Raw genomic sequence first — 25,771 nt, 5'->3', positions numbered from 1 at the left:
CGAGGGGGTGACAAAGGTGGCACGTACACGATAGGTACGGCTGTCATGAGCACTCAGCCGTCGGTCCTGCCGCTCCCCCTGGACGGGATCACCGTCGTCGCCGTCGAGCAGGCGGTGTCCGCGCCCTTCGCGACCCGCCAGCTCGCCGACCTGGGCGCCCGGGTCATCAAGATCGAGCGGCCGGACGGCGGTGACTTCGCGCGCGGCTACGACACGGCGGCGCGCGGCCTCGCCTCGCACTTCGTGTGGTGCAACCGCGGCAAGGAGTCCCTGGCCGTCGACCTCAAGGACCCGCGGGGCATCGCGCTGGTGCGCCGGCTGGTGGCGGGCGCCGACGTGTTCGTGCAGAACCTCGCGCAGGGCGCCGCGGCCCGGCTGGGGCTGGACGCGGCGACGCTGTGCGCCGCCGACCCGCGGCTGGTCGCCGTGGACATCTCCGGGTACGGCGCGGGTGGCCCGTACGCGCACAAGCGGGCGTACGACATGCTCGTGCAGTGCGAGGCGGGGCTCGTGTCGGTGACCGGGACACCGGAGCAGCCGGTCAAGGCGGGGGTCCCGGCGGCGGACGTCGCGGCGGCCATGTACGCGTTCTCCGGGGTCCTCGCGGCGCTGCTGCGGCGGGCGGCGACGGGTCTGGGCGGCCCGGTGGAGATCTCCATGCTGGAGGCGCTCGCGGAGTGGATGGGGCATCCGCTGCACCACGGGATGCACGGAGGTGAGGCTCCGGCGCGCACGGGGGTCGCGCACGCCGTGATCGCCCCGTACGACGCCTATGCGACGGCGGACGGCGGGCAGGTGCTGCTGTCGGTGCAGAACGACCGCGAGTGGCAGCGGCTGGCGGAACTGGTGCTGGAGCGGCCGGAGTTGGCCGACGACCCGGACTTCGCCACCAACACGGCGCGGGTCGCGCACCGGGAGCGGACCGACGCGGTGGTGGCCGAGGCGCTGGCCGCGCTGGACACGGGGAAGGCGATCGACCGGCTGGAGGCGGCGGGCATCGCGTGCGCCCGGCTCAACACGGTGGCCGACGTGGCGGCGCATCCACAGCTGGCGGCGCGGGAGCGGTGGCGGGAGGTCGGTACGCCGGTGGGCCCGCTGCGGGCGCTGCTGCCGCCCATCACGTTCCCGGGCGGGCCGGAGCCGCTGATGGGGGCGGTGCCGGCGCTCGGCGAGCACACGGACGCGGTGCTGCGGGAGTTGGGCGTGGACGCGGAGGAGTGCGCGCGGCTGCGCCGCGACGGGGTGGTGGCGTGAGGGCGGGGCCGGTACTCGGGCCGTGAGTGGTGGGGTGTGCCCCGGCCCTGTGCGACCCGGGGCCCTCGGACCGGCCGGACCCCGGTCCGCTCAGCCGTGGTTGCCGAAGAGCGAGCGGCGCAGTCGGCGCAGCGGCGCGAACAGCGAGACGCGCGCGCTCTTGCTCCGGTGGCTGTGTGCGACATCACGCGTCGTCAGCTCACGCATCAGCGATGTCGCCTCGGCCGCCTCGCGCTGCGGGACGGCGGGGCCGCCGAGCACCGAGAGGTGGCGGTCGAGACGCGAACTGGTCGCGCTGCTACCGCAGGTGATCGCAGGCACACGGGGCCTGCTGCGCACTGTTATCTGATCCATGTCACTCCCCACCCGTACAAGGGCACCGGCCCGGGCCAACGTTAACCCTATCGTCCCCGCATCGCAGTCGTGTATCCCGGTATCGGGATTCACCGCACACATACGAGGGTTGACAGTTACTCTCCGAATATGTCTGATTCCAGGGTGAGTTGGACAGTCTCCTCGTAGCCGTCGGCGATGCGAAGGGGGACCCGCTGTGGCCGAAGAGCCGGGTGCCGGACGACTGGTGGCGGGGCGTTACCGACTGGTGGGGCCGCTGGGGCGCGGTGGCATGGGTGTGGTCTGGCGCGCCCGTGACGAGGTGCTGGGCCGCGAGGTCGCCGTCAAGGAGGTGCGGGCGCCCGCGGGGTTCGGCGCGGCGGACGAGCGGCGGCTGTACACGCGGCTGGAGCGGGAGGCGTGGGCGACCGCGCGGATCTCGCACCGGAACGTGGTCACGGTGCACGACGTGGCGACGGAGGAGGGCCGGCCGTGGATCGTGATGGAGCTGGTGCGCGGGCTGACGCTGGCCGAGACGCTGTCGGCCGAGGGGCCGATGCCGCCGCGCCGGGCCGCGCACATCGGGGCGGAGGTGCTGGCCGCGCTGCGTGCGGCGCACGGGGCGGGGGTGCTGCACCGGGACGTCAAGCCCGGCAACGTACTGCTGGGCAACGACGGCCGCGTGGTACTGACGGACTTCGGGATCGCCGTGGTGGCGGGCGCGCCGCAGCTGACCGTCACGGGTGAGCTGGTCGGCTCGCCCGAGTACCTGGCGCCCGAGCGGGCCGTGGGGCGGGCGGCGGGCCCGGCCTCGGACCTGTGGTCGCTGGGGGTCCTGCTGTACGCGGCGGTGGAGGGCGGTTCGCCGTTCCGCCGGGACGGGGCGCTGAGCACGCTGCGGGCCGTGGTGGACGAGCCGCTGCCGCCGCCGCTGCGGGCGGGTGCCCTGGGGCCGGTGATCGAGCGGCTGCTGTGCAAGGAGCCGGAGGAGCGGCCGTCGGCGGCGGAGACCGAGCGGCTGCTGCACCTGGTGGCGGCGGGCGGCGCGCCGCGTGCGGACGCGCCGACGACCCCGGATCCGCGTCCCCCGGGTGCCGGGGCTGCGGACCCGGACGACGGGCCGGGGGCGTACGCGACGCCCTCCGCCGGAACCGGCGGCGCGCACCAGGGGCGTTCGCGGGCGCTGCTCGTGGCCGGCACGGGGGTTGTGCTGCTGGTGCTGTTGCTGGGCGGGCTGGCGTACGTGATGTTCCGGGACGACGGGTCCGAGGGGACCGGCGGCGACGGGAAGTCCCGGTCCGCCGGCGGCGGCTACGCGACGGAGCGCGCGCCCGGGCTCGCCCCGTCCGCCGCCGCGCAGGGCACGGAGGTTCCCGGTACGGCACCGGGCGCGCCGGGCACCGCGGGCGCCGCGTCCTCCGAGCCGGGCGGCTCGGGCGAGGCGGACAGCGGCGTCGGCGCGGGCGGGAGCGCCTCGACGGAGCCCGCGCAGTGGGTGCGGGTGCACGTGAGTGCCGTACGGGACCGCTACCGCGGCGTCTGCCCGGTGCGGGCGGAGCACGCCCCGTCCTTCGTGGCGGCGATCGTCGTGGGGCGGGTGCCCGCGTCCGTCGAGTACCGCTGGGCGACCGCGAGCGGCGAGAGTTCGGGCGGCGGCTGGGCGACGGTGACGCTGGGCGCGGAGCAGGCGGGCGTGAGGCGGGTGGAGGTCCGGCACACGGAGCTGACGTACCGGAAGGGCGGGACGCACGAGGACCGGGTCCAGCTGGAGGTGCGGGGCCCGGTCCATGTGCACTCGGCGTGGGTGCCGTTCACGGTGACGTGCGAGGAGGAGCCGTCGCCGGGCGGGAGTTCGCCGGGCGGCGGGTCGTCCGGGGGCGCCTCCCCGGGAGTCTCGCCGACCGGCGGGTCACCAGGAGGCGTTTCGCCGGGTGGGGCCTCTCCCGAGGGCGGGTCGCCGGGGACCCCCTCCGAGAGCGGGTCGCCGGTTTCCGGCCCCGGGTGAGGGGCGGAGCGGCGGCACGGGGAGCTTACGCCGCAGCCCTGAAGGTGGGCAGGTAGCCGCCGGACTGGCCGGAGGCGGTCGGGTGGTAGGACTCGCCGATGTTGAGCCAGTTCACGCTGTGCAGCCACGGGGAGCCGGAGCAGATCTCGTGGCCGGTGAAGGCCGGTACGACGTCCGCGAAGGCGTATCCGTGGTTCACGGCCCGCTTGGCGGTGGCCGCGTTGAGGTGGTCGGCCGCGTCGTTGATGGCTTTGCGCTCGTTCTCCGAGAGGCCGGCGATGCAGCTGCCGCCGAGCTTGTAGAAGCGGGGGTAGCCGAGGACGACGACCCGCGCGGACGGGGCCTTGTTGCGGATGGCCGTGTACACCGCGTCGAGGCGGCCGGGGAGCGTGGTGTCCACGTACTGCCGGGCCTCGTTGACGCGGGCGATGCAGGCGGACTCGGACTGCAGGACGCAGGTGGTCATGACGTCGGCGAAACCCGCGTCGTTGCCGCCGACGGTGATCGAGACGAGGTCGGTCGCGCTGGTCAGAGGGGCGAGCTGGTTGGCCGTCACATCCGTCGTCCGGGCGCCCGAGCACGCCGTGAACGCGAACGACGAGGGTGCGTTGGCGGCCGCCCAGAGCGCGGGATAGGCGCGGGACGTCCGCTTGCAGGAGCCGCTGGAACTGTCGTAGTTGCCGGCGCCGACCCCGGAGGAGTACGAGTCGCCGAGGGCCACGTAGTCCACCGCCGCTGCCGTGGTGTCGGCCTGGGCGGCGCCCGCTCCGGTGAGGGTGAGAACGGCGCCGAGGAGGAGGGAGGACGAGAGTGCCGCGAGGCGGGACGTTTTCATGAGAACCCCCTTTGGCAGGATCTCTGCCTCACCTTTCGTAGCAGCGCCGTCGTGTCCATGCCAATACTCCGTACGGGTTCGGTTGACGGTTCATCATCAGGCGATGGACAGGGGTGTGACCATGCGGAACGGCCGTGCCGGAGACGGCACTTGGACGCCCGCGGCGCGACGCGACGTCAGCACAGGTGGCGCGCCGGAAAAAGGGGCCTCAAGATCGGAATTCCATTCCGCCCCGGAAAAGCGGAAGATGATCGAGGCAGGAATCGGAACGGGTGAATTCGATCACCGAACTTCGGTACTCGGACGCCGAAGTACAACAAAAAAGCAAAAACGTGAGTCCCCCGTCAAGCTCTTGCCATACAGTCTGAATTATCAATACCGTCGTACATCCACCCGCAACGGTCCATCACGCGAGGCGATCCCAGGGGAGGGGTCAGACGTCTCGACGGGGCCCGAGCGGGGCGCGGTAGGGGGGTACCGCGCTCGGCGTCGTGCCGAGTCGCGTGCCGCGCGACAGCAATGCCAGCTCACCCATGCCGTACGGAGCGCCGCTCCGTGGCGGCCGGGTGGGAGACCCCCCTTTCGAACCGGACACTCATCCGGGCCGCCCAGGGGCGGGCGGCCCACCGGACGAGAGGGAAAACGACTCATGAGCTCCTTCTTGCGCCAAGCCTCCGACGTCGCCGAGGCGGACACCGATTTCGCCGAGGCCGAGGCCGGCCGGATATCCGCCCAGTACCGGGCGATCACCTCGCACCTGGCCATCACCCCGCCCGTCAGCGTCGTCATCCCCGCCATGAACGAGGCGGAGAACCTGCCGTACGTGTTCAAGACGCTGCCCGACTGGATCCATGAAGTCGTCCTCGTCGACGGCAACTCCACCGACGACACCGTCGCCGTCGCCCGGGCCCACTGGCCCGAGGTGAAGGTCGTCAAGCAGGTGGGCAAGGGCAAGGGCGACGCCCTCATCAGCGGCTTCGCCGCCTGCACCGGCGACATCATCGTGATGGTCGACGCCGACGGCTCCGCCGACGGCCAGGAGATCGTCAGCTACGTCTCCGCCCTCGTCGGCGGCGCCGACTTCGCCAAGGGCTCCCGCTTCGCCAACGGCGGCGGCACCGACGACATGACGCCCATCCGCAGGCTCGGCAACCGGCTGCTGTGCGCCGTCGTCAACGCCAAGTTCGGCGCCCGCTACACCGACCTGTGCTACGGCTACAACGCGTTCTGGCGGCACTGCCTCGACTCCATCACCCTGGACTGCACCGGCTTCGAGATCGAGACGCTGATCAACATCCGGGTCGTCAAGGCGGGCCTGCGCGTCCAGGAGGTCCCCAGCCACGAGTACAGCCGCATCCACGGCGTCAGCAACCTCAACGCCGTACGCGACGGCATCCGCGTCCTGAAGGTCATCCTCCGCGAGAAGGGCGTGCGCCGCTCCGCCCGCCGCCGCCCCACCGCCTTCTCGGTCAACGTCCCACGGGGAGAGGTCTCTTGACGCGGCAGACCGGTGCCCGCCGGTTCTCGGTGGTGATCTGCGCCTACACCGAGAACCGCTGGGACGACATCCTCGCCGCCGTCGACTCGGTGAGGCGCCAGGCGCTTCCGGCCCTGGAGACCCTGCTCGTCGTCGACCACAACACGACGCTGCTGGAGCGGCTCACCAAGGAGTACGACGGGGACGAGGAGGTGCGGGTGCTCGCCAACGCGGGCCCCCGCGGCCTGTCCGCCGGCCGCAACACCGGGATCGCCGCGTCCCGCGGCGACGTCGTCGCCTTCCTGGACGACGACGCCGTCGCCGAGCGGGACTGGCTGCGCTACTTCGACCTCGCCTACGACGACCCGCGGGTCGTGGCCGTCGGCGGGCGCACCGAGCCCGTCTGGGTGGCGGGGCGGCGCCCCCTGTGGTTCCCCGAGGAGTTCGACTGGATCGTCGGCTGCACCTACCGGGGCGTGCCGCCCGGCCGCGTCCCCGTGCGCAACGTCCTCGGCGGCAACGCCTCCTTCCGGCGCAGCGCGTTCGACGCGGCCGGCGGGTTCGCCACCGGCATCGGGCGCGACGGCGACAAGCGGCCCCTCGGCTGCGAGGAGACCGAACTGTGCATCCGGCTCGGCGCCGCGCTGCCCGGCGCCGTGCTGCTCATGGACGACCGGGCCGTCATCCACCACAAGGTGCCGGGCGAGCGCCGGAGGTTCGCCTACTTCCGCACCCGCGCCTACGCCGAGGGCCTGTCCAAGGCGCTCGTGGCGCGGAGCGTCGGCGCGGGCAAGGGCCTGGAGACCGAGCGCCGCTACACCACCCGGGTCCTGCCCGCCGGAGTGGCCCGCGGCGTACGGGACTTCGTGCTCGGCCGGCCGGGCGGCGCCGGGCGGGCCGGGGCCATCGTCACCGGGGTCGCGGCCGCGGCCTGCGGCTACGTGCGGGGCACCCTGCGGGCCCGCAGGGGCGGCACGGCGTTCTCGTCGGGCCCGGTCGTCGTCCGGGAGGAGCCGTGACCGACCCCGTACCGATCCTGATGTACCACGCCGTCGGGCACCGGCCCGCGAAGGCGGCGTACGGGCTGTCCGTCGCGCCGGAGGCGTTCGCCGCGCAGATGGCGCTGCTCGCCGAGCGCGGCTGCACACCCCTGACGACGGCGGCGCTCGCCGAGGCCTGGCGGACCGGCAAGCCGCTGCCGGACCGGCCGGTGCTGATCACCTTCGACGACGGCTACGAGGGGGTGCACCGGTACGCCCTTCCGGCCCTCGCGGAACACGGCTTCGCCGCCACGCTGTTCGTGTCGACGGGCTGGCTGCGCGGGCCCTACGACGAGGGCGGCGCCCTGGACACCATGCTCGACTGGGACCAGGTACGCGAACTGGCCGCGTCGGGCACGGAGATCGGCGGGCACAGCCATACGCACCCCGAGCTGGACCAGGTCGACGACGGGCGGCTGCGGTTCGAGGCCCTGCGCTGCCGGGAGATCATCGCGGAGGAGCTGGGCGCCGCGCCCGTCTCCTTCGCCTACCCGTACGGCTACTCCAGCCGCCGGGTACGGCAGGCCGTGCGCACGGCCGGGTTCGCCCAGGCGCTGGCCGTGGGCAACGCGCGGGCGCGGCGCCCCCAGGGGCCGTACGCGCTCCAGCGGCTCACCGTGCGCCGCTCCACCGGGATCGAGGAGTTCGGGCGGCTCGTCGACGGGTGCGGGATCGGCTGGACGTTCGCGAAGGACCGGGCGCTGACGAAGGGGTACGCGGTGGTGCGGCGGGTCCGCCGGGCGGCCGCCCTGGCAGGCCGGCCGGAGCACGGGGGACGCACCGGGACACGTACGGAGCACCGGGTCCAAAACACCGTGCGGTGAACGCGTGTGTGCCGGATCATGGGGCGCATGCCTGCCAACCCTCAGGACGCGCTGCCGATCCGGCTCACCGTCGACGACAGCGACTCCCCCTCCGACGTCGTGGACGCGCTGTTCCTCGGCCGTTTCACGACGGGCGAGCAGCCCTACGCCCGCAGCCGCACCATCGACCGGGTCAAGCCCGGCCTGACGCTGCTGCCGCCGGGGGCCTCGGTGCTGCGGTCGGCCCGCGACGACGACCGCAGCGCCGTGCTGGCGGAGGGCGAGGGCTGGACGGTGCTCGTCTCGCGGTGGAACCGGGGCGCGGACGTGACCGTCACCGCGGTCGACGGGGAGCTGGCCGAGCGGGTCCTGGAGCAGGCGACCGACGGGGCGCAGGACGAGCCGGAGCCGCAGCCCGAGAACGTCACGATGGGGTTCTGGTACGTGTCGCCGCGGCGCGGCCCGCACCGTACGACGCGGCAGATCGCGGCCGGCGCGTGGGACGACGTGCGGGGCAACTACACGGCGCCGGTGGCCGAGGCGCTGGACGGGCTGATGAAGGTCACGCCGGACGACATCGCGGGCCGGCTGCTCCTGCTGCACGGCCCGCCGGGCACCGGCAAGACGTCCGCGCTGCGCACACTGGCCCGGTCGTGGCGGAACTGGTGCCAGGTGGACTGCGTGCTGGACCCGGAGCGGCTGTTCGGCGACGTCGGCTATCTGATGGACATCGCGATCGGCGAGGACGACGGCACGGCGAAGGGCCGCTGGCGGCTGCTGCTCCTGGAGGACTGCGACGAGCTGATCCGCGGCGAGGCCCGGCACACGGCGGGCCAGGCGCTGTCGCGGCTGCTGAACCTGACGGACGGCCTGCTGGGCCAGGGCCGCAACGTCCTGGTCGGGGTCACCACCAACGAGGACCTGGAGCGGCTGCACCCGGCCGTCGTGCGCCCGGGCCGCTGCCTGGCCCGTATCGAGGTCGGCCCGCTGACCCGCGGCGAGGCGCTGGCGTGGCTGGACCGGGAGGCACCGGGCCGCGAGGAGGCCGTCGGGCGGGACGGGGCGACGCTGGCCGAGCTGTACGCGCTGCGCCGGGGCGCCGGCCCCTCGTCGATCCCGGGCCAGCCGAGCCCGCGCGGCGCCGGGCTGTACCTGTAGGCGGCTGCCGGCAGCCGCTACGAGCCGTACGCGGCGCGCAGGGCCTCGGTGACGGCGGCCCGGGCCTGGTCGCGGCTGAGGCCCAGCCGGTGGACCTCGGTCGCGTAGGCCGCGGCGGCCGCCGCGGCGTGGCGTTCGGCGGCGTCACCGGCGGCGGCGACGAACGTGCCGGCGCGGCCGCGGGTCTCGATGACGCCGTCCGTCTCCAGTGCGCGGTAGGCCTTGGCGACGGTGTTCGCGGCGAGGCCCAGGTCTTGGGCGAGGCCGCGGACCGTGGGCAGCTTGTAGCCGACCGGGAGCCGGCCGGACCGGGCCTGTTCGGCGATCTGGGCGCGCAGTTGTTCGTACGGCGCGGTCGTCGAGTCCGTGTCGAGGGCGAGCTTCAGGGTCACGTACCCGATTCTCCCCCACGCCGGGAAATTCGGAGGCGACCCGGCGACGGGCCCGCGTAGCGTCCACGTCCATGACGGTGATCGTGCGTGACTTCCGGCCGGAGGACGCGGCCGGCCTGGTCCGGGTGAAGCGGGCCGCGGCGCCCTATCTGGTCGAGACCGAGGAGTCCGTGCTCCACGACGTGCGGTCGGCCCCGCCGGCCGACGGGCTGCGGCTCCTGGTGGCGGAGCGGGACGGCGAGGTGGTCGGCTGGGTGAAGGCGAGGATCGTCCACGACAGCCCGGAGCCGGGGCAGGGCCTCGCCACCCCGACGGTCCACCCGGACCATCGGGGGCGGGGTGCGGGCGGGCTGCTGCTGCGGGCGGCCGAGGAGCACCTCGTGGCCGCCGGCGCGCGTGCCCTGTACGCGTGGGTGCAGGACCGGCCGGAGTGCCGGGCGTTCGCGGAGACCCGCGGCTACCGGCCCTCGCGCACGCTGCGCTTCCAGCGGCTGGACCTGGCGGCCGGCGTGCTACCGGAGCCCCCTGCCGCCCTGCCGCCGGGTGTGGAGCTGCGGACGGCCGCCGACTTCGCGGCCGATCCGCGGCCGCTGTTCACGGCGGACGCGGAGGTGACGGCGGACGAACCGTCGGACATCACGGTGGAGTTGACGGACTACGAGGAGTGGCTGGCGGACACCTGGCGCGATCCGCTGCTCGACCACGCCCTGTCGTCGGTCGTCCTGGTGGACGGTGCGGTGGCCGCGTTCACCGCCGCGCACACCGACGGCGCGACCCGCTACGTGTCGGGGATGACGGGGACGGTGCGGGCGCATCGCGGGCGCGGGCTCGCCACGCTCGCCAAGGCCGACTCGCTGCGCAGGGCCCGCGCGGCCGGCTACCGGGAGGCGTTCACGAGCAACGACTCCGCCAACGGCCCGATGCTGGCGGTCAATCGCCGGTTCGGTTACGAGCTGTGTGCCACGGAGGTCGGGTATGTCCGCACGTTCGCTTGATGTCGTCCTCGTGAAGGCGGGACGGACGAAGATCCGGTACCGGGCGGAGGTGGTCGCGGACGACGGGACCGTGCTGACCGTCCGCGCGGCCTGGGCGGGCGACGGCGTACGGGACTTCGGCTTCGTCCGGTTCGAGCCGGGTGACGTCTTCACCGAGCACTACTGGCGGGACCGCTGGTACTCGGTGAAGGAGGTGCGGGCCGCGGACGGCTCGCTCAAGGGCTGGTACTGCGACATCACCCGGCCCGCCTCGGTCACGGCCGCGGAGGTGGTCGTGGAGGACCTGGACCTGGATCTGTGGGTGTCGGCGGACCGGGGGCTGATCCTCCGGCTCGACGAGGACGAGTTCGAGGCGAGCGGCCTCGCGGACCGCGACCCGCAGGCCGCGGCCCGCGCGGTGGCTGCGCTGGACGAGCTGGAGGACCGGGCCCGTCAGGGCAGCGACTTGCGGTAGTGGACGCGGTCGTAGGGGCCCTCGATGCGGCGCTCGACGACCTCGTAGCCGTAGTGGGCGTACATCTTCTGGTTCTCCCACATCATGGCGTTCGTCAGCAGCCGCACCTCGGGCAGGCCGAGGGCCCGGGCCCGGTCCTCCACGAAGGCAAGGAGGCGCCGGCCCAGGCCCGTGCCCTGCGCGTCCGGGTGGACGGCGATGTTGTCGAGGTACAGGTGGTCGGGCTCGGTGCGCACGACCACCAGCCCGCGCACCGGGTCTCCGGTGACGAACACCCGCCCCGCGGCCACGTCGGCCGCGTGGTCGGCCTCCATGGGGGCCGGTACGAGACCGATCCGTTCGATGTAGTGGTGGTAGGCGGCGTCGGTGACCGCCTTCACCGCCGGCACATCGGCGGGGGTCGCGGGGCGGATGGCGTCCTCGGGTACGTCCGCTCCCGGGGCGCCCGTCGCCGGGCTGTCCGGTCCTGGGGTGCCCGGTGTTGGGGCTGGGGTGTCCGTCATGCCGCCAGGCTACGACGGCGGTCGATCACCTTTCCGGTCACCTTCCTGATCAGGGGCCAGAACAGCAGGATCGCGATCACCGCGTAAACGGCCACCGAGAAGGGCGTGTTGACGAGGCCGGTGAGGCTGCCGTCGCTGATCTGCAGGGCGCGGCGCAGCTGCTGCTCCGCGGCCGGACCGAGGATGACGCCGATGACGGCGGGCAGCACCGGCAGGCCGTAGCGCCGCATGCCGAACCCGATGAGGCCGATGACCAGCAGGATCACCAGGTCCAGGGCCTCGCCGCCGACGGCGTACGCGCCGACCGCGGCGAAGAACAGGATGCCCGCGTACAGGTAGGGGCGGGGCACCCGGAGGAGCTTCGCCCAGAGCGGGGCGAGCGGCAGGTTCAGCGCCAGCAGGAGCAGCATGCCGACGAACAGGGAGGCGATCAGGCCCCACACCAGCTGCGGTTCGCGCTCGAAGAGCAGCGGGCCGGGCTGGATGCCGTACTGCTGGAACGCGGCGAGCATGACGGCGGCGACGGCCGTGGTGGGCAGGCCGAGGGTGAGCATCGAGACGAGGGTGCCGGCGGCCGAGGCGGACGCGGCCGACTCGGGTCCGGCGACGCCCTCGATGGCGCCGCGGCCGAACTCGTCCTTGTGCCGGGAGAGGCGCTTCTCGGTGACGTACGAAAGGAACGTCGGGATCTCGGCGCCGCCCGCGGGGATCGCGCCGAACGGGAAGCCGATCACGGGGCCGCGCAGCCAGGGCTTCCAGGTGCGCCGCAGGTCGCTCTTCGCCAGCCAGGGCCGGCCGACGGGGATCGCGTGGCCGCCGCCGCGGCGCAGGTGCGCGGCGACCCACAGGGCCTCGCCGATGGCGAAGAGCCCGACCGCGACGATGACGACGTCGATGCCGTCGGCGAGCTGGAGCGAGCCGAAGGTGAGCCGGGCCTGGCCGGTCATCTGGTCCAGGCCCACGAGGCCCAGGGTGAGGCCGATGAGCAGCGCGGCGAGGCCCCGGATGCGGGAGGAGCCGAGGACCGAGGTGACGGCGATGAAGGCCAGCACCATGATCGCGAAGTAGTCGGGGGCACCGATGTCGACGGCGAGCGCGGCGACGGTCGGGGCGAGCGCGACGAGCAGGATCGTGCCGATCATGCCTCCGGCGAAGTGGCCGCCGGCCGCGGCGGCGAGCGCCTGGGCGCCGCGTCCGGCCTTCGCCATGGGGTTGCCCTCGATGGCGGCGACGACGGCCGCGCTCTCGCCGGGGGTGTTGAGCAGGATCGATGTGGTGGACCCGCCGAACATGGCGCCGTAGTAGATGCCGGCGAACATGATGAACGCGCCGGTGGGCTCCAGCCCGTAGGTGACGGGCAGCAGCAGGGCGACGGCCATGGCGGGGCCGATGCCGGGGAGGACGCCGATGGCGGTGCCCAGGAGGACTCCGATGGCCGCCCACAGCAGGTTCATGGGGGTGAGGGCGGTACCGAAGCCGTCGATGAGGGAGTTCAGGGAATCCATCAGATCACTCCCATGAGCGGGCCGCCGGGGAGCGGGACGCCGAGCAGGTGGTTGAAGACGACGTAGGTGACGAGGGACAGGACGGCCGCGACGAGCGGGTCGCGGTCGGTGCGGCGGCTGCCGAGGGCGTACGCGGAGCCCCAGAACAGCAGGGCGCCGGAGATCGGGAAGCCGAGCGGGCCGATGAGGACGGCGTTGCCGAGGAACACCCCGACGAGGAGGAGGACGGTGCGCCAGTCGCTGGGCTCGGAGAGGTCGATGTCCTCGCCGCCCTCGGCCTCGCCACGGCCGCCGCGCAGCACGTCGACGGCGAGGAGGACGGCGACGACCAGCAGTCCGGCGCCGACGACGAGGGGCACGGTGCGGGGACCGACGGGGCCGCGCTGGGCGATGTCGACGCTCATGGTGACGGCGTCGGTGAGGACGAGGAGGCCGATGAGGAAGAGGAGGGCGCCGACGCCCAGCTCGGAGTGGTCGCGGAGCCACTCGCGGCGGCTGCGCCTGACGGGCGGGGTCACGGGGGCGGTCGTCCGGGTGGTCACAGTCCGAGCTCCTTCAGGACGTCGGCGACGCGCTGGTCCTGCTCGCCCAGGAAGGCGCCGAACTTCTCGCCCGGGAGGAAGGCGTCGTTCCAGCCGTTCTTCTTCAGGGACTCGCGCCACTGCGGTGAGTCGTGCAGCTCGGTGACGAGAGTGACGAGCTTGTCACGTTCGGTGTCGGTCAGGCCGGGCGGGGCGACGATGCCGCGCCAGTTGGTGAACTCGGTGTCGAGTCCCGCCTCGCGGAGCGTGGGGGCGTCGACACCGGGCACGCGCTTGGCGCCGGTGACGGCGAGGACGCGCAGCTCACCGGCCTTGATCTGGTCCAGGTACTCCCCGACGCCGGAGACGCCGAAAGCGACCTTGTCGCCGAGGATCGAGGCGAGGAGTTCGCCGCCGCCGTCGAAGGGGATGTAGTTGACCGACTTCGGCGCGATGCCCGCCGCCTGCGCCATCAGCATGGGCGCGAGGTGGTCGGGGCCGCCGGGGGACGACCCGCCGCCGACGGGAAGCTTGCCCGGGGCGGCCTTCCAGGCGGCCAGCAGGTCCTGGAGGGTCTTGTACCGGGAGTTCTTGGACACCACGACGATGTCCTGTTCCTCGGTGAGCCGCGCGATGGGCGTGGTCTCGGCGAGGGTCCTGGGGGCCTTGTTGGTGTGTACGGCTCCGACGACGCCGAGGCCCATGGACATGGCCAGCCTGCCGTTGCCGTGCTCGCCGACGAGCCGGGTCAGGCCGACGGTGCCGCCCGCGCCGGGCAGGTTGAACACCTCGATGTTGCGGGTGAGCCCCGCGTCCTCGGCGTTCTTGGCCGCGGTGCGCGCGGTGATGTCGTATCCGCCGCCGGGGCTGTTGGGGACCATGAAGCGCAGGCCGGGGATCTGGGTGCCGGTGTCGGAGCCGCTGCCGGTGTTGAGCAGCGGCGGCCCCACGAGCACCAGCAGCGCCGCCCCGAGCAGGGCGAGGGGAGTGCGCAGTCGCACGTGTGCCGCCTTTCGGTTCTGGGTTCCGTGAAGTGGGCCACATGTTGCCCGCGCGTTAAGAACATGTCTCCGTTCCGCAATCAACGGACGTTGTGGTCCTTGTGGTCGCGACCTAGCGTTCAGGGCGTGACAAGGGTGCTGGTGGTGGACGACGACTTCATGGTCGCCAAGCTGCACAGCCGCTATGTGTCCGCGGTGGACGGTTTCCGGGTCGTCGGGGCGGCGCACAGCGGCGCCGACGCGCTGCGCGCCGCGAAGGAGCTGCGCCCCGATCTGCTGCTCCTGGACGTGTACCTGCCCGACATGGACGGCATCGACGTGCTGCGGGCCGTACGGGCGGAGGAGGAGCGCGAGGGGCGGGGCGCCGCCCATGTCGACGCGCTGTTCATCACGGCGGCCCGGGACGCGGCCACGGTCCGCTCGGCGTTGCGCGCGGGGGCCCTGCACTATCTGATCAAGCCGTTCAGCCAGGCCGCGCTGCGGGAGCAGCTGCTGCACGCGGCGTCGGTACGCAGCCGTCTCGCCGCGCTGGACGAGGCGCGCCAGGAGGACGTCGACCGGATCTTCGGTACGCGTCCCCGGGCGTCCCGCGAGCTGCCGAAGGGCCTGGCCGCGCACACGGCGGACCTGGTGGACCGCATCCTGCGCGAGCACCCGGCGGGCCTGTCCGCCACGGAGTGCGCGGAGGCGGGCTCGCTGTCCCGGGTGAGCGCCCGCCGCTACCTGGAGTACTTCGCGGAGACGGGCCGGGCCGAGGTCACGTTGCGCTACGGCGGCACGGGCCGCCCGGAGCGCCGCTACCGGCGCGTGGGCTGAGGGCGGTCCGGGGGCGGGGCTTGCCGGGCGGCCCGCTTTCTGAGCAGCCCCTTAGCGTCACCTTAAGCGGAGCATAAAGATCGCCATCCGCCGTGCTCGGCGGGGGATTTCGGGGTTCCGACGGGCTAGCTTGCTGATCACCGGGCCGGTCGCGGCCGACGGTGCTGTCGGGGGGCCGCGCCGCTCGTCCGTCGCCGGCTCCCCGGCCCCGGGCCGTTCCACCGGGGCCCGTAACCCCCCACACCCTTTCCGCCGAAGGAGAACCTCCCCATGTCTGCTTCCGCTCCCCGTACCGCGGCCGCGGCCGCCGTCGCCGTCCTCGGAGTCGGGCTGGCCGCCTCGCCCGCCGCCGCGCACGGTTCGATGACGGACCCGGTCAGCCGGGTGGCCGCGTGTCACGCCGAGGGGCCCGAGAACCCGAAGTCCGCCGCGTGCAGGGCGGCGGTGGCCGCGAGCGGCACCCAGGCGTTCTACGACTGGAACGAGGTCAACATCGGTGACGCCGCCGGACGCCACCGGGAGATCATCCCCGACGGGAAGCTGTGCAGCGCGGGCCGCGACAAGTACAAGGGCCTCGACCTGCCGCGCGGCGACTGGCCGTCGACGCCCATGAAGGCCGGCGCCCACACGTTCCGCTACCGGGCCACGGCCCCGCACCGGGGCACGTTCGAGCTGTACGTCACGAAGGACGGCTACGACCCGTCCAAGCCGCTGACGTGGGCGGACCTGGAGGACAAGCCGTTCGCCAAGGTCACCGACCCGAAGCTGGTGAACGGCTCGTACGTCTTCGAGGGCACCGTCCCCGCGAAGTCCGGCCGCCACCTCGTCTACTCGATCTGGCAGCGCTCCGACTCCCCGGAGGCGTTCTACACCTGCTCCGACGTGGTGTTCGGCGCGGACGGCGGCGGTACGGCCGGCCCCGCGCCGACCGCCTCGGCGCCCACGGAGCAGCAGATCGCGGAGGGCGCCGAGAAGTCGACCGTCGACCACGGCGGGCACGGCGGCGACGACCACTCGGACGCCTCCGCGGAGCCCAAGGCGGCGCCCGAGGCCGTGCCGTCCGCGCCGGGCAACGCGCCCGCCCCCGCCTCCGGCGGCCAGAACCTCGCCGCGACCGGCGGCGACGGCACGACGCCGTACGTCGCCGCCGGCGGAGTGGCCGTCCTCGCCGCGGGCGCCGCGCTCCTGTTCGGCGCGGCCCGCCGCAGGGCGTCCTGAGTGGTGTCCGGCGGTTCGGGGGGCTCCGCCCCCCGAACCCCCCGCTCCTCAAGCGCCGGAGGGGCTGATTCGCCACCTAGCCGACGACCGACGCGCACGTGGTCGGGGTGGCCCGCGCCGGGTCCAGGGCGTTGGCCACCTCGTGGAAGGCGAGCCGGTCCATGAGGCCGATCGCCACGTGCTCGGAGAAGTCCAGGGCGCACTTGTCCTGGATGAGGACGTTGGTGACGTCCGGGCCGTCGAGGAACTGCGACCGGTACGGCGTGACGACCTCGTCGTACTTGGTCGCGATGACCGTGTAGCGGACCCCGGGCACGGTGTCGCCGCCCTCGTTGAGCTTCTGCAGGAACGCCGAGCCGGCCACCTGGTCGGCGAGGCCCGGGGTCTTCTCGTTCAGCAGGTCGGCGGCGCCCGGGAAGTACGGCAGCAGGTTCGTCAGGCCCAGCAGGGTGGTGCCGTGGTTGTCGGGCGCGATGCCGACGAGGGCGTTCACCTTGGCGGCGCCGCCGAGGAACTTGAGGTAGTGACGGGGCATCATGCCGCCCTGGGAGTGGCCGACGATGTCGGCCTCGGGCGCACCGGTCGCGTCGAGGACCCGGTCCACGAAGACGTCGAGCTGTTCGGCGGACCGGGCGATGGGGCCGAGGCCGTGGAAGAAGGGCACGCCCGGCAGTTGCCCGTAGTCCAGGGAGAAGACGCAGTAGCCGCGCCGCACCAGGTAGGGGGCGAGGGCGAGCCAGTTGTCGACGGAGTTGCCGAAGGTGCCGTGGACGAGGACCACGGGCCGGGGGTGGGCGGCGGACGGCTTGCAGGAGTAGTCGTTCCAGCCACTGCTGGGAGCCGTGGTGGCCTGTGCGGCACCGGCGGGGATGAGCGTGGCGGCGGCGGTCAGGAGGAGGACGGCCAGCGCTCTGCAGGCACGCCGAAGGCGGAGGGGCAGCATCGAGTGGTCTCCTTGCGGCTCAAGGAAAAGGCGATGGGCATGCGCCCCAGCGGCCCGGACCACTGATGGGGGGTGTGTGCGCACGGCGTGGGGTGCCGTGCTTCAGGCCAAGTTACGTACGAGTAGCGGCAAGAGGGAAGTTACGCGTCGGTAAAAAATGCCCGGCGCCGTCGCCGGTGGGCTAGGGAGTGTCCGGCGGATCATGCCGACATCGCTGGGCGGTGCCTTTGACTGCTGGTGAGCGGGGTCCGGTGCGTGCGGCTGCAAGGCGGAGGAGGGAGGGATGGCGGAGCCATCGCGACCGACGACAACGCCGCTGGGGGTCCCCCCTGCCCGTCAGGGCTTGGGGGAGGGCGTGCCAGACCCCGCGGCCCAGGCGTGATCCGCCGGACACGACCTACGCCGCCAGCGAGCCGGGGAACACCGCGCCGGGGCCGAAGCGGGCGCGGGCGCGGTCCGCCGCCGCTTCCAGGGCCCTGGCCTTCTCGTCGGCCGGGTCGAAGGAGAGCTGGTGGGCGGTCTGTTCGGCGGGCATCAGGCCCTCGGCGCGCAGCGCGATGCCGCGCACCCGGGCGCGCTGCAGCCCCAGCGCCTCGTACTGCGCGTACGCGGCCGCGGTGAGCGTCGCCGAGTGCGCGGTCGGCTCGGGCAGGGTGCGGGTGCGGGTGGTGGTGGACCGGTCGGCGTACCGCACGGTGAGCGTCAGGGAGCGGCACACCTGGTCCTCGGTGCGCATGCGGGCGCCCAGCTCCTCGGTGAGAGAGAGCAGGGCCTGCCGGTGCCGGTTCCGGTCGAGTTCGTCGCGGGGGAAGGCGCGTTCGGCGGCCACGGAGCGGGCCGCCGCGTTGGGTACGACGGGGGTGCGGTCGATGCCCCGTGCCCTCTCCCACACCTCGCGTCCGGCGCGGGCGCCGAGGATCCGCTGGAGCACGGCGAGGGGGGCGTCGGCGATCCTGCCGGCCGAGTCGAGGCCGTACGAGCGCAGGGTGCGGGCGGTGGCGCGGCCGACGCCCTCCAGTGCCTCGACCGGCCGGTCGCGCAGGAAGCCCTCCGGGTCGGTGACGACCAGGGTGGTGCCGCGTTCGGCGCGCCGCGCCGCCATGCGGGCGAGCATCGGGTTGGGCCCGGCGCCGATGACGCAGTCGACGCCGTACCGGGCGAGGGCCCGGACCCGGATCACCGCGGCCAGTTCGGCGGGGCCGCGCCCGAAGTACCGTACGGCGCCGCGCAGGTCGGCGAGCGCGGCGTCCGGCGGGTCGGCCTGCACGACGGGCGTGAACTCGCCGAGGAGCCCGGTCAGCTGGGGCAGCAGCGCTTCGGCGCCGCCCTGGTGGGAGGACGGGTCGAGGACGAAGCGGACGTAGAGGATCATCGCGTTCACCCCGCGCTTCCCTGGCTCTGGTGCCACAGCTTGCGCCCCGGCGCCGCGCCTTCGCCGGCGGGGCGGAGGTCGGCCCAGGGGTGCATCTCGTACCCGGTGGGCATGGTGATCCGCCGGTCGTCGCCGGTCGGCCGGTCGCCGTCACCATGCCGGTCGCCGTCGCCCGGCCGGTCGGCGGCGGGGACCGGTCCCGGTTCGGCGAGGCGCGCGGCGACCGCGTCCAGGCCGCCCTCGCGGCGCAGGTCGATGAGTTCGGCGAGGTTCCAGGCGGCCGAGCCGACGACGCTGAGGCTGCGCGGGCCGCGCCGCTGGACGGTGCCGCGCACGAGCAGCAGCCAGGAGTGGAAGACCGTGTGGGCGCACCGCTCGTGGCTGTCGTCGAAGAAGGCCAGGTCGACCAGGCCGGAGCCGTCGTCGAGCGTGGTGAAGATGACGCGCCGGCCGGAGCGGATGGGCGGCGTCTGGGTGGCCGCCTTGGCACCCGCGACCAGCACGGTCTGGCCGTTGCGGGCGGTGCGCAGCCGCTGGGCGGTGACCACGCCGAGTTCGTCCAGGAAGTCCTGGTGGTCGCTCATCAGGTTGCGCGAGGCGTCCATGGAGAGCACGCCCAGCTCGGCGCTGAGCCGTTCGGCGTCCGTCAGGTCGGGCAGGCCGAGGGGCGCGGACCTGCGCCCGCCGGCGAGCGGCAGCTGGTCGCCGTACGAGCCGGTGCCGCGCTGGAGGCGGTGGAGTTCGGCGAGGTGGAGCAGCAGGTCGCGGCGGTTGGCGCCGAACGCGTCGAGTCCGCCGACCTGGGCGAGCCGTTCGGCGACGGGGCGGCTGGGGCGGGCCCGCTCCCAGAAGTCCAGCAGGGAGGCGTACGGCTGGCCGGCCTCGATGCGGGCGGCCTCGGCCTCGCTGATGCCGTGGACGTCGGAGAGCGCAAGTCGCAATCCCCACGTACCGGATGTACCGGACGGCGATCCGGACACCAGTTCGATCCGGTGGGCGACGCCCGACCGGTTCACGTCCAGCGGCAGCACCGGCACCCCCTGCCGGCGCGCGTCCGCCAGCAGCAGCCGCTTCGGGTACATGCCCGGGTCGTGGGTGAGCAGCCCGGCGTAGAAGGCCGCCGGGTGATGGGCCTTCAGCCACGCCGACTGGTAGGTGGGCACCGCGAAGGCCACCGCGTGCGCCTTGCAGAAGCCGTACGAGCCGAACGCCTCGACGATCTCCCAGGTGTGCGCGACGACTTCGGGCGTGTAGCCCCTGCTCTTCGCCTTCTGCGCGAACCACACCTTGATGCGCCCCTGCGACTCCGGGTCGGACAGGCCGCGCCGTACCGCGTCGGCCTCGTCCCGGCCGCAGCCGGTCATGATGTCCACGATCTTGATGATCTGCTCGTGGAAGACCACGACCCCGTACGTCTCCTCCAGCGCCTCCGCCAGGTCCGGGTGCGGGTAGCGCACGGGCGCCCGGCCGTGGCGGGCGGCGATGAACGGACGGACCATGTCGGCCGCGACCGGCCCGGGCCGGAACAGCGAGATGTCCACGACCAGGTCGTGGAAGGTGGACGGCTGGAGCCGGCCGAGCAGGTCGCGCTGGCCCGGCGACTCGATCTGGAAGCAGCCGAGCGTCTCGGTGGACCGGATGAGCCGGTACGTCGCCGGGTCGCCCGGCTTCACCTGCGCCGGGTCGTCGACGTCGACCTTCTCGCCGGTGGTCCGCTCGATCTCGGCGACCGCGTGGGCCATCGCCGACTGCATCCGCACGCCGAGCACGTCGAGCTTGAGCAGGCCCAGCTCCTCCACGTCGTCCTTGTCGAACTGGGACATGGGGAAGCTCTCGCCGCTGGTGGGCACCACCGGGGTGCGGGCGAGCAGCGAGGCGTCGGAGAGCAGCACCCCGCACGGGTGCATGGCGACGCCGCGCGGCAGCGCGTCCAGTGCCTCGACCAGCTCCCACAGCCTCCCGTACCGGTCCCGCTCGGCGGCGAGTTCGCGGAGCTCGGGCAGTTCGTCCAGGGCCGCGCGGGCGTCGCGGGCGTGGATGTGCGGGAACGACTTGGCGATCCGGTCGATGTCGGCGGGGTCCATGGACAGGGCGGCGCCCACGTCCCGTACGGCGTGGCGGACCCGGTAGGTCTCGGGCATGGCGACGGCGGCGACCCGCTCGGGGCCGAACCGGTCGAGGATGGCCCGGTAGACCTCCAGGCGGCGGGCGGACTCCACGTCGATGTCGATGTCGGGCAGCGCGGGCCGCCGCACCGACAGGAACCGCTCCATCAGCAGGTCCTGTTCGACGGGGTCGGCGTGGGCGATGCCCAGCAGGTGGTTGACCAGGGAGCCGGCGCCCGAGCCGCGCGCGGCGACCCGGATGCCCATGCCGCGGACGTCGTCGACGACCTGGGCGACGGTGAGGAAGTACGTGGCGAAGCCGAGCCGTTCGATGGTGCGCAGCTCGTCCTCCAGGCGGCTCCAGTACTCGCGCTTGCGGTCGTGGCCGCGCAGCACCATCCCTGCGGCGCAGCGCGAGCGCAGCACGCGTCCGGCGGTGCGGTGGGCGGCGCCGACGAGGTGCGGCTCGGGGAAGTGGACGGTGCCGATGCCGAGGTCGTCCTCGGGGTCGACGACGCACTCCCCCGCCGTCTCCTCGGTCAGGGCGAGCAGCCGGTGGGCGGAGTCCCGGCGCAGCCCGGCGGCCTCGGCGACGTGTTCGGCGACGGCGGCCATGGCGGCCGGGTCCTTGAGCCAGCGCTCGCCGCCGTCGAGGCCCCTGCGCGGGTCGACGGGGACCAGGCGGCGGGCCGCGTCGAGGACGTCGGCGACGGGGCCCAGCCCCGGGTCGGCGTACCGCACGGCGTTGCTGAGGACCGGGCGGACGCCCTGGTCGGCGGCGAAGCCCAGGGTGCGGGCGGCCTGCCGGAGCGAGCCGGGCCCGGTGCCGGGGCGGCCGTGGTGGACGACCTCCAGGCGCAGGGCGTCGCCGTACACCTCGCGCCAGGGGGCGAGGAGCCGGGCGGCGCGGTCGGGGCGGCCCGCGGTCAGGGCGCGGCCGACGTCGGAGTCGGGCCCGAGCAGGACGGTCAGGTCGTCGCCGTGGTTGTCGGCCCAGGGCAGCAGCACGGGCGCGCCGGTGGTGCGCGCGGGCGAGGCGCCGGCCGCGTGGGCGGCGCCGATCAGCCGGCACAGGGCGGCCCAGCCGCGCCCGGAGCGGGCCAGGAAGAGGGCGCGCGGCGCGGACTCGTCGACGAAGGCGCCGCCGCGCACGGGGGTGCGGCGGCGCTCGGTGGGCCCGGCGGCCTCCGCCGCGCGCGGCCCGACGGCGAGGTTCACGCCGAACAGCGGCCGGACGCCCTCCTTGCCGCAGGCCTTGGCGAACCGTACGGCCCCGGCGACGGTGTCCCGGTCGACGAGGGCGACGGCGTCCATGCCGCGTTCGGCGGCGCGCGCGGCCAGCCGTTCCGGGTGGGAGGCTCCGTACTTCAGGGAGAAGCCCGAAACGGTGTGCAGATGCGTGAACCCCGGCACCCGCACCTCCTGGATCAATCCGACCTCACCTCCCCCTCGTGTACCACCATAGACCAAGTTCGAACGGATGTACGACTCCGTTCGTACGGAGTCGCCCCGGACCCCTGCTCAGCCATTCGGACCCGCCCCACCTGCGGAAACGTGCTCGGGCACGGAGCGTGGGGGCATGACGCTCGCCTCCGAGGTGCGAAGCGCCGTCACGCCCAGGGCCGCGCTGCTGGTCATCGGCGTCCTCGCGCTCCAGCTTCTGTTCATCGCGTCCTACGTGGGCGCCCTGCACCGCCCGAAGCCCGAGGACGTCCCGTTCGGCGTGGTCGCCCCGGGGGCGGCCGCCGGCCGGGCGGCCGAGCAGCTGGCCGGTCTGCCCGGGGACCCGCTCGACCCGCGCGTACTGCGCGACGAGGCCGAGGCGCGGCGGCAGGTCCGGGACCGCAGCATCGACGGCGCCCTCGTCGTCGACCCGGCGGGCACCCAGGACACCCTGCTCGTCGCCACCGGCGGCGGCGCGGCCCTCGCCACCGCCCTGGAGCGGATCGTCACGGAGACCGAGGCGGCCCAGCGGCGCACGGTACGGACCGTGGACGTGGCCCCCGCCTCCCGCCAGGACTTCAACGGGCTGTCCGCGTTCTACCTGGTCGTCGGGTGGTGCGTGGGCGGCTATCTGCTGGCCTCGATCCTCGCGATCAGCGCGGGCGCCCGGCCGGCCAACGCCTCCCGGGCGGTCATCCGGCTCACCGTCCTCGCCCTGTCCGCGATCCTCGGCGGCCTCGGCGGCGCGCTCATCGTCGGCCCCCTCCTGGACGCCCTGCCGGGGAGCCTGCCCGCGCTGTGGGCCCTGGGCGCGCTGGTGGTCTTCGCGGTCGGCGCGATCACCCTCGCCCTCCAGTCGCTCACCGGCATCGTCGGCATCGGCCTCGCGGTGCTGCTGATCGTGGTCGCCGGCAACCCGAGCGCGGGCGGCGCCTTCCCGGGCCCGATGCTCCCCGACTTCTGGCGGGCGATCGGCCCGGGCCTGCCGCCGGGCGCGGGCACCTGGGCGGCGCGCTCGATCGCGTACTTCAAGGGCAACGCGATCGGGGGCTCGCTCCAGGTGCTGGTGATCTGGGCGGTCGCCGGCGCGGCGGTCACCCTGGTGGTGTCGTCGATGCGGCGCGACAACGGCACGCCGGGCAAGGCGATCGGGACGTGACGCGGGGCCCGCACGGTGAACCCTCGCACCGTACGGGCCCCGCGCCCGGAGTCGTCCCTCCGTCAGCCGATCTGCGCCCCGTACGCCTGGAGCGCCTCCGTCACCGGCTGGAAGAACGTCGTACCGCCGGAGGAGCAGTCGCCGCTGCCGCCGGAGGTCAGGCCGACGGCCGCGTCACCGGAGAAGAGCGAGCCGCCGCTGTCGCCCGGCTCGGCACAGACCGTGGTCTGGATGAGCCCCTCGACGATCTGGCCGTTGCCGTAGTTCACGGTGGCGTCCAGACCGGTGACCTCGCCCTCGTGCACCTGGGTGGTGGACCCGCTGCGGGTCACCTTCATCCCGACGGTGGCCTCCTCGGCGCGCGTGATCTGCTGGGCGCTGCCGTTGTAGAGGTTCACCGCGCTGGGGTGGTCGGTGTCGGTGTCGTACTTGACCAGCGCGAAGTCGTTGCCCGGGAACTGCGAGTCGACCATGGTGCCGACCTTCGGGCCGCCCTGGCTGTCGGACCACTCGCTGCCGGAGTCGCCGCAGTGGCCGGCGGTGAGGAAGTGCGGCTGGCCGTCCTTGACGACGTTGAAGCCGAGCGAGCAGCGGCCGCCACCGGTGTGGATGGCGTCGCCGCCGGCGATGAACGGGGTGAACGTGCCCGCCGAGCGCGTCAGTTCGGCCTTGTTGCCGAGGCCGTCGACGACCTTCGTCAGCTTGTCCCAGTCGGCGCCCTTGACGGTGCTGTCGGCGGTGACGATCACCTTGTTCGTCACGGGGTCGACGGCCCACGAGGTGCCGGGGATGGTGGCCCGCGTCTTCAGGGCCTGCCGGGCGCTCTTCAGCTCGGCCAGCGAGTGCTCGACGACCCGGGCCTTGCCGCCTGCCTGGCGGACGGTCTCCGCGTCCTGCTCGTCGACCACGTTCACCACGAGCGTGCGGGACTTGGTGTCGTAGTACGCACCGGCGGCGTCGGCGCCGAGCCGCTCGTCCAGCGACGAGGCGAGGTTTCCGGCCGCCGCCGCCGAGAGGGTCTTCACCTCGAACCGGGGAACGTCCTCACTGGCGTTCGCAGTCTGGAAGGTGACCGCGGCGCCGAGGAGAGCCACCACGGCTCCACCGGCGAGGGCCGCACGCCTCGTGGGTATGCGTCGGTGCTTCAACATCAACCTCCTGTGGGGGGCCGTGCCGAGCAAGTGGGGTGCCCGGACACGGAGGATGGGGCGCCCACTATTCCGATACCGACAGGTAGCACACAAGGTCGAGTTCAGGACGCGCACACGACGTCCACAGTGCGCCCCCACGCCCCGGGCTACCGCGGGTCACCACTGGTCGATTCCGACTGCGAACACTGGGTGCAATGAGCCGGTGGTCAACGCGTGAGGACTAGTCCTGTCCGGTTCCCCCTCCATTCCCCCACAGATCCTGATGGGTCATCATCGGGCGCGGGGGGAACAACACCGGCAAACCCACAAAGGAGGCGGCGCCTTGCGACGTCGGGTGCGCACGGCGGACGGCCGGCATCTGATGGTGGAACGGCTGGGGGATCCGCAGGGCGCCCCGGTCTTCCTGCTGCACGGCACCCCCGGCAGCAGACTCGGCCCGGCGCCGCGCGGGATGGTGCTCTACCAGCGCGGGATGCAGCTCATCGCGTACGACAGGCCCGGCTACGGCGGTTCGGACCGGCTCGCCGGGCGCAGCGTGGCCGATGTCGCCCGCGACGTCGAGACGATCGCCGACACGCTGGGCCTGGAGCGGTTCGCCGTGGTGGGCCGCTCGGGCGGCGCCCCGCACGCGCTGGCCTGCGCGGCGCTGCTGCCGGAGCGGGTGACGCGGACGGCCGCGCTGGTGGCGCTGGCGCCCCGGGACGCGGACGGTCTCGACTGGTTCGCGGGCATGACCGCGCACAACGTCCGCGAGTACCGGGCGGCGACGCTCGACCCGGACGGTGTCGCCGCCCGGCTCACGCCGCGCGCGGACGCGATCCGGCGGAACCCGGTCCAGCTGCTGGACGACCTCCACCGCGAACTGACCGCCTCCGACCGGAGGGTCGTCCAGGACGCCGGCGTCCGCTCCATGCTGCTGCGCAACTACCAGGAGGCGCTGCGCACCTCGGCGTACGGGTGGATCGACGACGCGCTGGCGTTCTGCAGCCCGTGGGGGTTCGACCCGGGGGACATCCGGGGCGAGGTACTGCTGTGGCACGGCGAGCAGGACGTGTTCTCGCCGGTGGGTCACTCGCGCTGGCTCGCGGAGCGCATCCCGCGGGCGCGGGCGGTCCTCGACCCCGGGGCCGCCCACTTCGACGCCCTCCACGCCCTGCCGCGGGTCCTCACCTGGCTGCTCGGCACGGAATGACGCCCGGGCCGCCGGGGGCCGTTCCGCTGTGCAGGCGGAACCCGCGGTGCCGCCGTTTCCGCTGTGGGCGGTCGGTCCGCCTGGGGGTCCCCCTGG

At 73.7% G+C, this 25,771-nt stretch carries 23 protein-coding genes; 12 read left to right on the top strand and 11 right to left on the bottom strand.

Annotated elements, in window-relative coordinates; all coding sequences use genetic code 11:
- Window positions 1-45 precede the first annotated feature (45 nt).
- Window positions 46-1,254 carry a CaiB/BaiF CoA transferase family protein gene (locus ABEB09_RS26820; protein WP_345692477.1) on the top strand — a complete coding sequence of 403 codons (1,209 nt, stop codon included), beginning with the start codon at window positions 46-48 and terminating at the stop codon, window positions 1,252-1,254.
- Between the two features lie 90 nt (window positions 1,255-1,344).
- Here ABEB09_RS26820 and ABEB09_RS26815 read toward each other — a convergent pair whose 3' ends face one another.
- The gene (locus ABEB09_RS26815; RefSeq protein WP_345692476.1) at window positions 1,345-1,608 is read right to left on the bottom strand and encodes a hypothetical protein; all 264 of its coding nucleotides are present in this window, start codon (window positions 1,606-1,608) and stop codon (window positions 1,345-1,347) included.
- A 196-nt stretch (window positions 1,609-1,804) separates the two neighbouring features.
- On the opposite strand from ABEB09_RS26815, the gene ABEB09_RS26810 reads away from it, so the two are divergent.
- The gene (locus tag ABEB09_RS26810; RefSeq protein ID WP_345692475.1) at window positions 1,805-3,592 is read left to right on the top strand and encodes a serine/threonine-protein kinase; all 1,788 of its coding nucleotides are present in this window, start codon (window positions 1,805-1,807) and stop codon (window positions 3,590-3,592) included.
- A 25-nt stretch (window positions 3,593-3,617) separates the two neighbouring features.
- Here the strand turns inward: ABEB09_RS26810 and ABEB09_RS26805 are convergent, their stop codons facing one another.
- A complete protein-coding gene (locus ABEB09_RS26805; RefSeq protein WP_345692474.1) occupies window positions 3,618-4,427 on the bottom strand; it encodes an SGNH/GDSL hydrolase family protein in 810 nt (269 codons plus the stop codon).
- A gap of 649 nt (window positions 4,428-5,076) precedes the next feature.
- Here ABEB09_RS26805 and ABEB09_RS26800 point away from each other — a divergent pair.
- The 4 genes from ABEB09_RS26800 to ABEB09_RS26785 are packed head-to-tail and all read left to right on the top strand — an operon-like array spanning window position 5,077 to window position 8,905.
- Complete coding sequence (locus ABEB09_RS26800) at window positions 5,077-5,925, top strand: glycosyltransferase family 2 protein (RefSeq protein WP_345692473.1); 849 nt, start codon at window positions 5,077-5,079, stop codon at window positions 5,923-5,925.
- Window positions 5,922-6,923, top strand: a complete 1,002-nt coding sequence (locus tag ABEB09_RS26795) for a glycosyltransferase family 2 protein (protein ID WP_345692472.1) — start codon at window positions 5,922-5,924, stop codon at window positions 6,921-6,923. Before ABEB09_RS26800 ends, ABEB09_RS26795 begins: the two co-directional genes overlap by 4 nt.
- A 20-nt stretch (window positions 6,924-6,943) precedes the next feature.
- Window positions 6,944-7,768, top strand: a complete 825-nt coding sequence (locus tag ABEB09_RS26790; RefSeq protein WP_345694105.1) for a polysaccharide deacetylase family protein — start codon at window positions 6,944-6,946, stop codon at window positions 7,766-7,768.
- A 27-nt stretch (window positions 7,769-7,795) separates the two neighbouring features.
- Complete coding sequence (locus ABEB09_RS26785) at window positions 7,796-8,905, top strand: DUF5925 domain-containing protein (RefSeq protein ID WP_345692471.1); 1,110 nt, start codon at window positions 7,796-7,798, stop codon at window positions 8,903-8,905.
- Between the two features lie 17 nt (window positions 8,906-8,922).
- On the opposite strand, the gene ABEB09_RS26780 is transcribed toward ABEB09_RS26785, so the two are convergent.
- Complete coding sequence (locus ABEB09_RS26780) at window positions 8,923-9,297, bottom strand: GntR family transcriptional regulator (RefSeq protein WP_345692470.1); 375 nt, start codon at window positions 9,295-9,297, stop codon at window positions 8,923-8,925.
- Window positions 9,298-9,368: 71 nt separating this feature from the next.
- Here ABEB09_RS26780 and ABEB09_RS26775 point away from each other — a divergent pair, with 71 nt between their 5' ends.
- Entirely contained in the window at window positions 9,369-10,292 is a 924-nt protein-coding gene (locus tag ABEB09_RS26775) for a GNAT family N-acetyltransferase (RefSeq protein ID WP_345692469.1), read from the top strand.
- A complete protein-coding gene (locus tag ABEB09_RS26770) occupies window positions 10,273-10,746 on the top strand; it encodes a ribonuclease FAU-1 family protein (RefSeq protein WP_345692468.1) in 474 nt (157 codons plus the stop codon). The genes ABEB09_RS26775 and ABEB09_RS26770 overlap by 20 nt, the downstream gene beginning before the upstream one ends.
- Here ABEB09_RS26770 and ABEB09_RS26765 read toward each other — a convergent pair.
- The 4 genes from ABEB09_RS26765 to ABEB09_RS26750 are packed head-to-tail and all read right to left on the bottom strand — an operon-like array spanning window position 10,725 to window position 14,276.
- Window positions 10,725-11,249, bottom strand: coding sequence for a GNAT family N-acetyltransferase (locus ABEB09_RS26765; protein WP_345692467.1), 525 nt, complete (start codon window positions 11,247-11,249; stop codon window positions 10,725-10,727). The genes ABEB09_RS26770 and ABEB09_RS26765 overlap by 22 nt on opposite strands.
- The gene (locus ABEB09_RS26760) at window positions 11,246-12,754 is read right to left on the bottom strand and encodes a tripartite tricarboxylate transporter permease (protein WP_345692466.1); all 1,509 of its coding nucleotides are present in this window, start codon (window positions 12,752-12,754) and stop codon (window positions 11,246-11,248) included. The genes ABEB09_RS26765 and ABEB09_RS26760 overlap by 4 nt, the downstream gene beginning before the upstream one ends.
- The gene (locus tag ABEB09_RS26755) at window positions 12,754-13,296 is read right to left on the bottom strand and encodes a tripartite tricarboxylate transporter TctB family protein (protein ID WP_345692465.1); all 543 of its coding nucleotides are present in this window, start codon (window positions 13,294-13,296) and stop codon (window positions 12,754-12,756) included. Before ABEB09_RS26755 ends, ABEB09_RS26760 begins: the two co-directional genes overlap by 1 nt.
- Window positions 13,293-14,276, bottom strand: coding sequence for a Bug family tripartite tricarboxylate transporter substrate binding protein (locus ABEB09_RS26750; RefSeq protein WP_345692464.1), 984 nt, complete (start codon window positions 14,274-14,276; stop codon window positions 13,293-13,295). Before ABEB09_RS26750 ends, ABEB09_RS26755 begins: the two co-directional genes overlap by 4 nt.
- Before the next feature lie 126 nt (window positions 14,277-14,402).
- Here ABEB09_RS26750 and ABEB09_RS26745 point away from each other — a divergent pair, with 126 nt between their 5' ends.
- Both ABEB09_RS26745 and ABEB09_RS26740 read left to right on the top strand, forming a co-directional pair.
- Window positions 14,403-15,092: a response regulator gene (locus ABEB09_RS26745; protein ID WP_345692463.1), complete on the top strand. Its 690-nt coding sequence runs from the start codon at window positions 14,403-14,405 to the stop codon at window positions 15,090-15,092.
- A 270-nt stretch (window positions 15,093-15,362) separates the two neighbouring features.
- Complete coding sequence (locus ABEB09_RS26740; protein WP_345692462.1) at window positions 15,363-16,310, top strand: lytic polysaccharide monooxygenase auxiliary activity family 9 protein; 948 nt, start codon at window positions 15,363-15,365, stop codon at window positions 16,308-16,310.
- A 76-nt stretch (window positions 16,311-16,386) separates the two neighbouring features.
- On the opposite strand, the gene ABEB09_RS26735 is transcribed toward ABEB09_RS26740, so the two are convergent.
- From ABEB09_RS26735 to ABEB09_RS26725, 3 genes are all read right to left on the bottom strand, one after another.
- Window positions 16,387-17,253, bottom strand: coding sequence for an esterase/lipase family protein (locus tag ABEB09_RS26735; protein ID WP_345692461.1), 867 nt, complete (start codon window positions 17,251-17,253; stop codon window positions 16,387-16,389).
- A 397-nt stretch (window positions 17,254-17,650) separates the two neighbouring features.
- On the bottom strand, window positions 17,651-18,625 hold the full coding sequence (locus ABEB09_RS26730) for a DNA polymerase Y family protein (RefSeq protein ID WP_345694104.1): 975 nt from the start codon (window positions 18,623-18,625) through the stop codon (window positions 17,651-17,653).
- A gap of 5 nt (window positions 18,626-18,630) precedes the next feature.
- Window positions 18,631-22,143: a DNA polymerase III subunit alpha gene (locus tag ABEB09_RS26725; RefSeq protein ID WP_345694103.1), complete on the bottom strand. Its 3,513-nt coding sequence runs from the start codon at window positions 22,141-22,143 to the stop codon at window positions 18,631-18,633.
- Window positions 22,144-22,309: 166 nt separating this feature from the next.
- Here ABEB09_RS26725 and ABEB09_RS26720 point away from each other — a divergent pair, with 166 nt between their 5' ends.
- Window positions 22,310-23,332, top strand: coding sequence for a YhgE/Pip domain-containing protein (locus ABEB09_RS26720; RefSeq protein ID WP_345692460.1), 1,023 nt, complete (start codon window positions 22,310-22,312; stop codon window positions 23,330-23,332).
- A gap of 62 nt (window positions 23,333-23,394) precedes the next feature.
- Here ABEB09_RS26720 and ABEB09_RS26715 read toward each other — a convergent pair whose 3' ends face one another.
- Complete coding sequence (locus tag ABEB09_RS26715) at window positions 23,395-24,480, bottom strand: S1 family peptidase (protein WP_345694102.1); 1,086 nt, start codon at window positions 24,478-24,480, stop codon at window positions 23,395-23,397.
- Window positions 24,481-24,805: 325 nt separating this feature from the next.
- On the opposite strand from ABEB09_RS26715, the gene ABEB09_RS26710 reads away from it, so the two are divergent.
- Window positions 24,806-25,675, top strand: a complete 870-nt coding sequence (locus ABEB09_RS26710) for an alpha/beta fold hydrolase (RefSeq protein WP_345692459.1) — start codon at window positions 24,806-24,808, stop codon at window positions 25,673-25,675.
- The last annotated feature ends 96 nt before the right edge of the window (window positions 25,676-25,771 follow it).

Origin of the sequence: Streptomyces coeruleoprunus (genome assembly GCF_039542925.1) — a bacterium.
GTDB classification, from domain to species: domain Bacteria; phylum Actinomycetota; class Actinomycetes; order Streptomycetales; family Streptomycetaceae; genus Streptomyces; species Streptomyces coeruleoprunus.
The sequence above is the reverse complement of the archived record's forward strand: the minus strand, read 5'-3'. Positions and strand labels throughout refer to the sequence as shown.

Excerpts from the sequence above, each read along its gene's own strand:
- ABEB09_RS26805 (WP_345692474.1), bottom strand. The coding sequence starts at position 4,427 with ATGAAAACGTCCCGCCTCGCGGCACTCTCGTCCTCCCTCCTCCTCGGC.
- ABEB09_RS26770 (WP_345692468.1), top strand. The coding sequence starts at position 10,273 with ATGTCCGCACGTTCGCTTGATGTCGTCCTCGTGAAGGCGGGACGGACG.
- ABEB09_RS26800 (WP_345692473.1), top strand. The coding sequence starts at position 5,077 with ATGAGCTCCTTCTTGCGCCAAGCCTCCGACGTCGCCGAGGCGGACACC.
- ABEB09_RS26760 (WP_345692466.1), bottom strand. The coding sequence starts at position 12,754 with ATGGATTCCCTGAACTCCCTCATCGACGGCTTCGGTACCGCCCTCACC.
- ABEB09_RS26785 (WP_345692471.1), top strand. The coding sequence starts at position 7,796 with ATGCCTGCCAACCCTCAGGACGCGCTGCCGATCCGGCTCACCGTCGAC.
- ABEB09_RS26790 (WP_345694105.1), top strand. The coding sequence starts at position 6,944 with ATGTACCACGCCGTCGGGCACCGGCCCGCGAAGGCGGCGTACGGGCTG.
- ABEB09_RS26730 (WP_345694104.1), bottom strand. The coding sequence starts at position 18,625 with ATGATCCTCTACGTCCGCTTCGTCCTCGACCCGTCCTCCCACCAGGGC.
- ABEB09_RS26740 (WP_345692462.1), top strand. The coding sequence starts at position 15,363 with ATGTCTGCTTCCGCTCCCCGTACCGCGGCCGCGGCCGCCGTCGCCGTC.
- ABEB09_RS26720 (WP_345692460.1), top strand. The coding sequence starts at position 22,310 with ATGACGCTCGCCTCCGAGGTGCGAAGCGCCGTCACGCCCAGGGCCGCG.
- ABEB09_RS26735 (WP_345692461.1), bottom strand. The coding sequence starts at position 17,253 with ATGCTGCCCCTCCGCCTTCGGCGTGCCTGCAGAGCGCTGGCCGTCCTC.
- ABEB09_RS26765 (WP_345692467.1), bottom strand. The coding sequence starts at position 11,249 with ATGACGGACACCCCAGCCCCAACACCGGGCACCCCAGGACCGGACAGC.
- ABEB09_RS26775 (WP_345692469.1), top strand. The coding sequence starts at position 9,369 with ATGACGGTGATCGTGCGTGACTTCCGGCCGGAGGACGCGGCCGGCCTG.
- ABEB09_RS26820 (WP_345692477.1), top strand. The coding sequence starts at position 46 with ATGAGCACTCAGCCGTCGGTCCTGCCGCTCCCCCTGGACGGGATCACC.
- ABEB09_RS26815 (WP_345692476.1), bottom strand. The coding sequence starts at position 1,608 with ATGGATCAGATAACAGTGCGCAGCAGGCCCCGTGTGCCTGCGATCACC.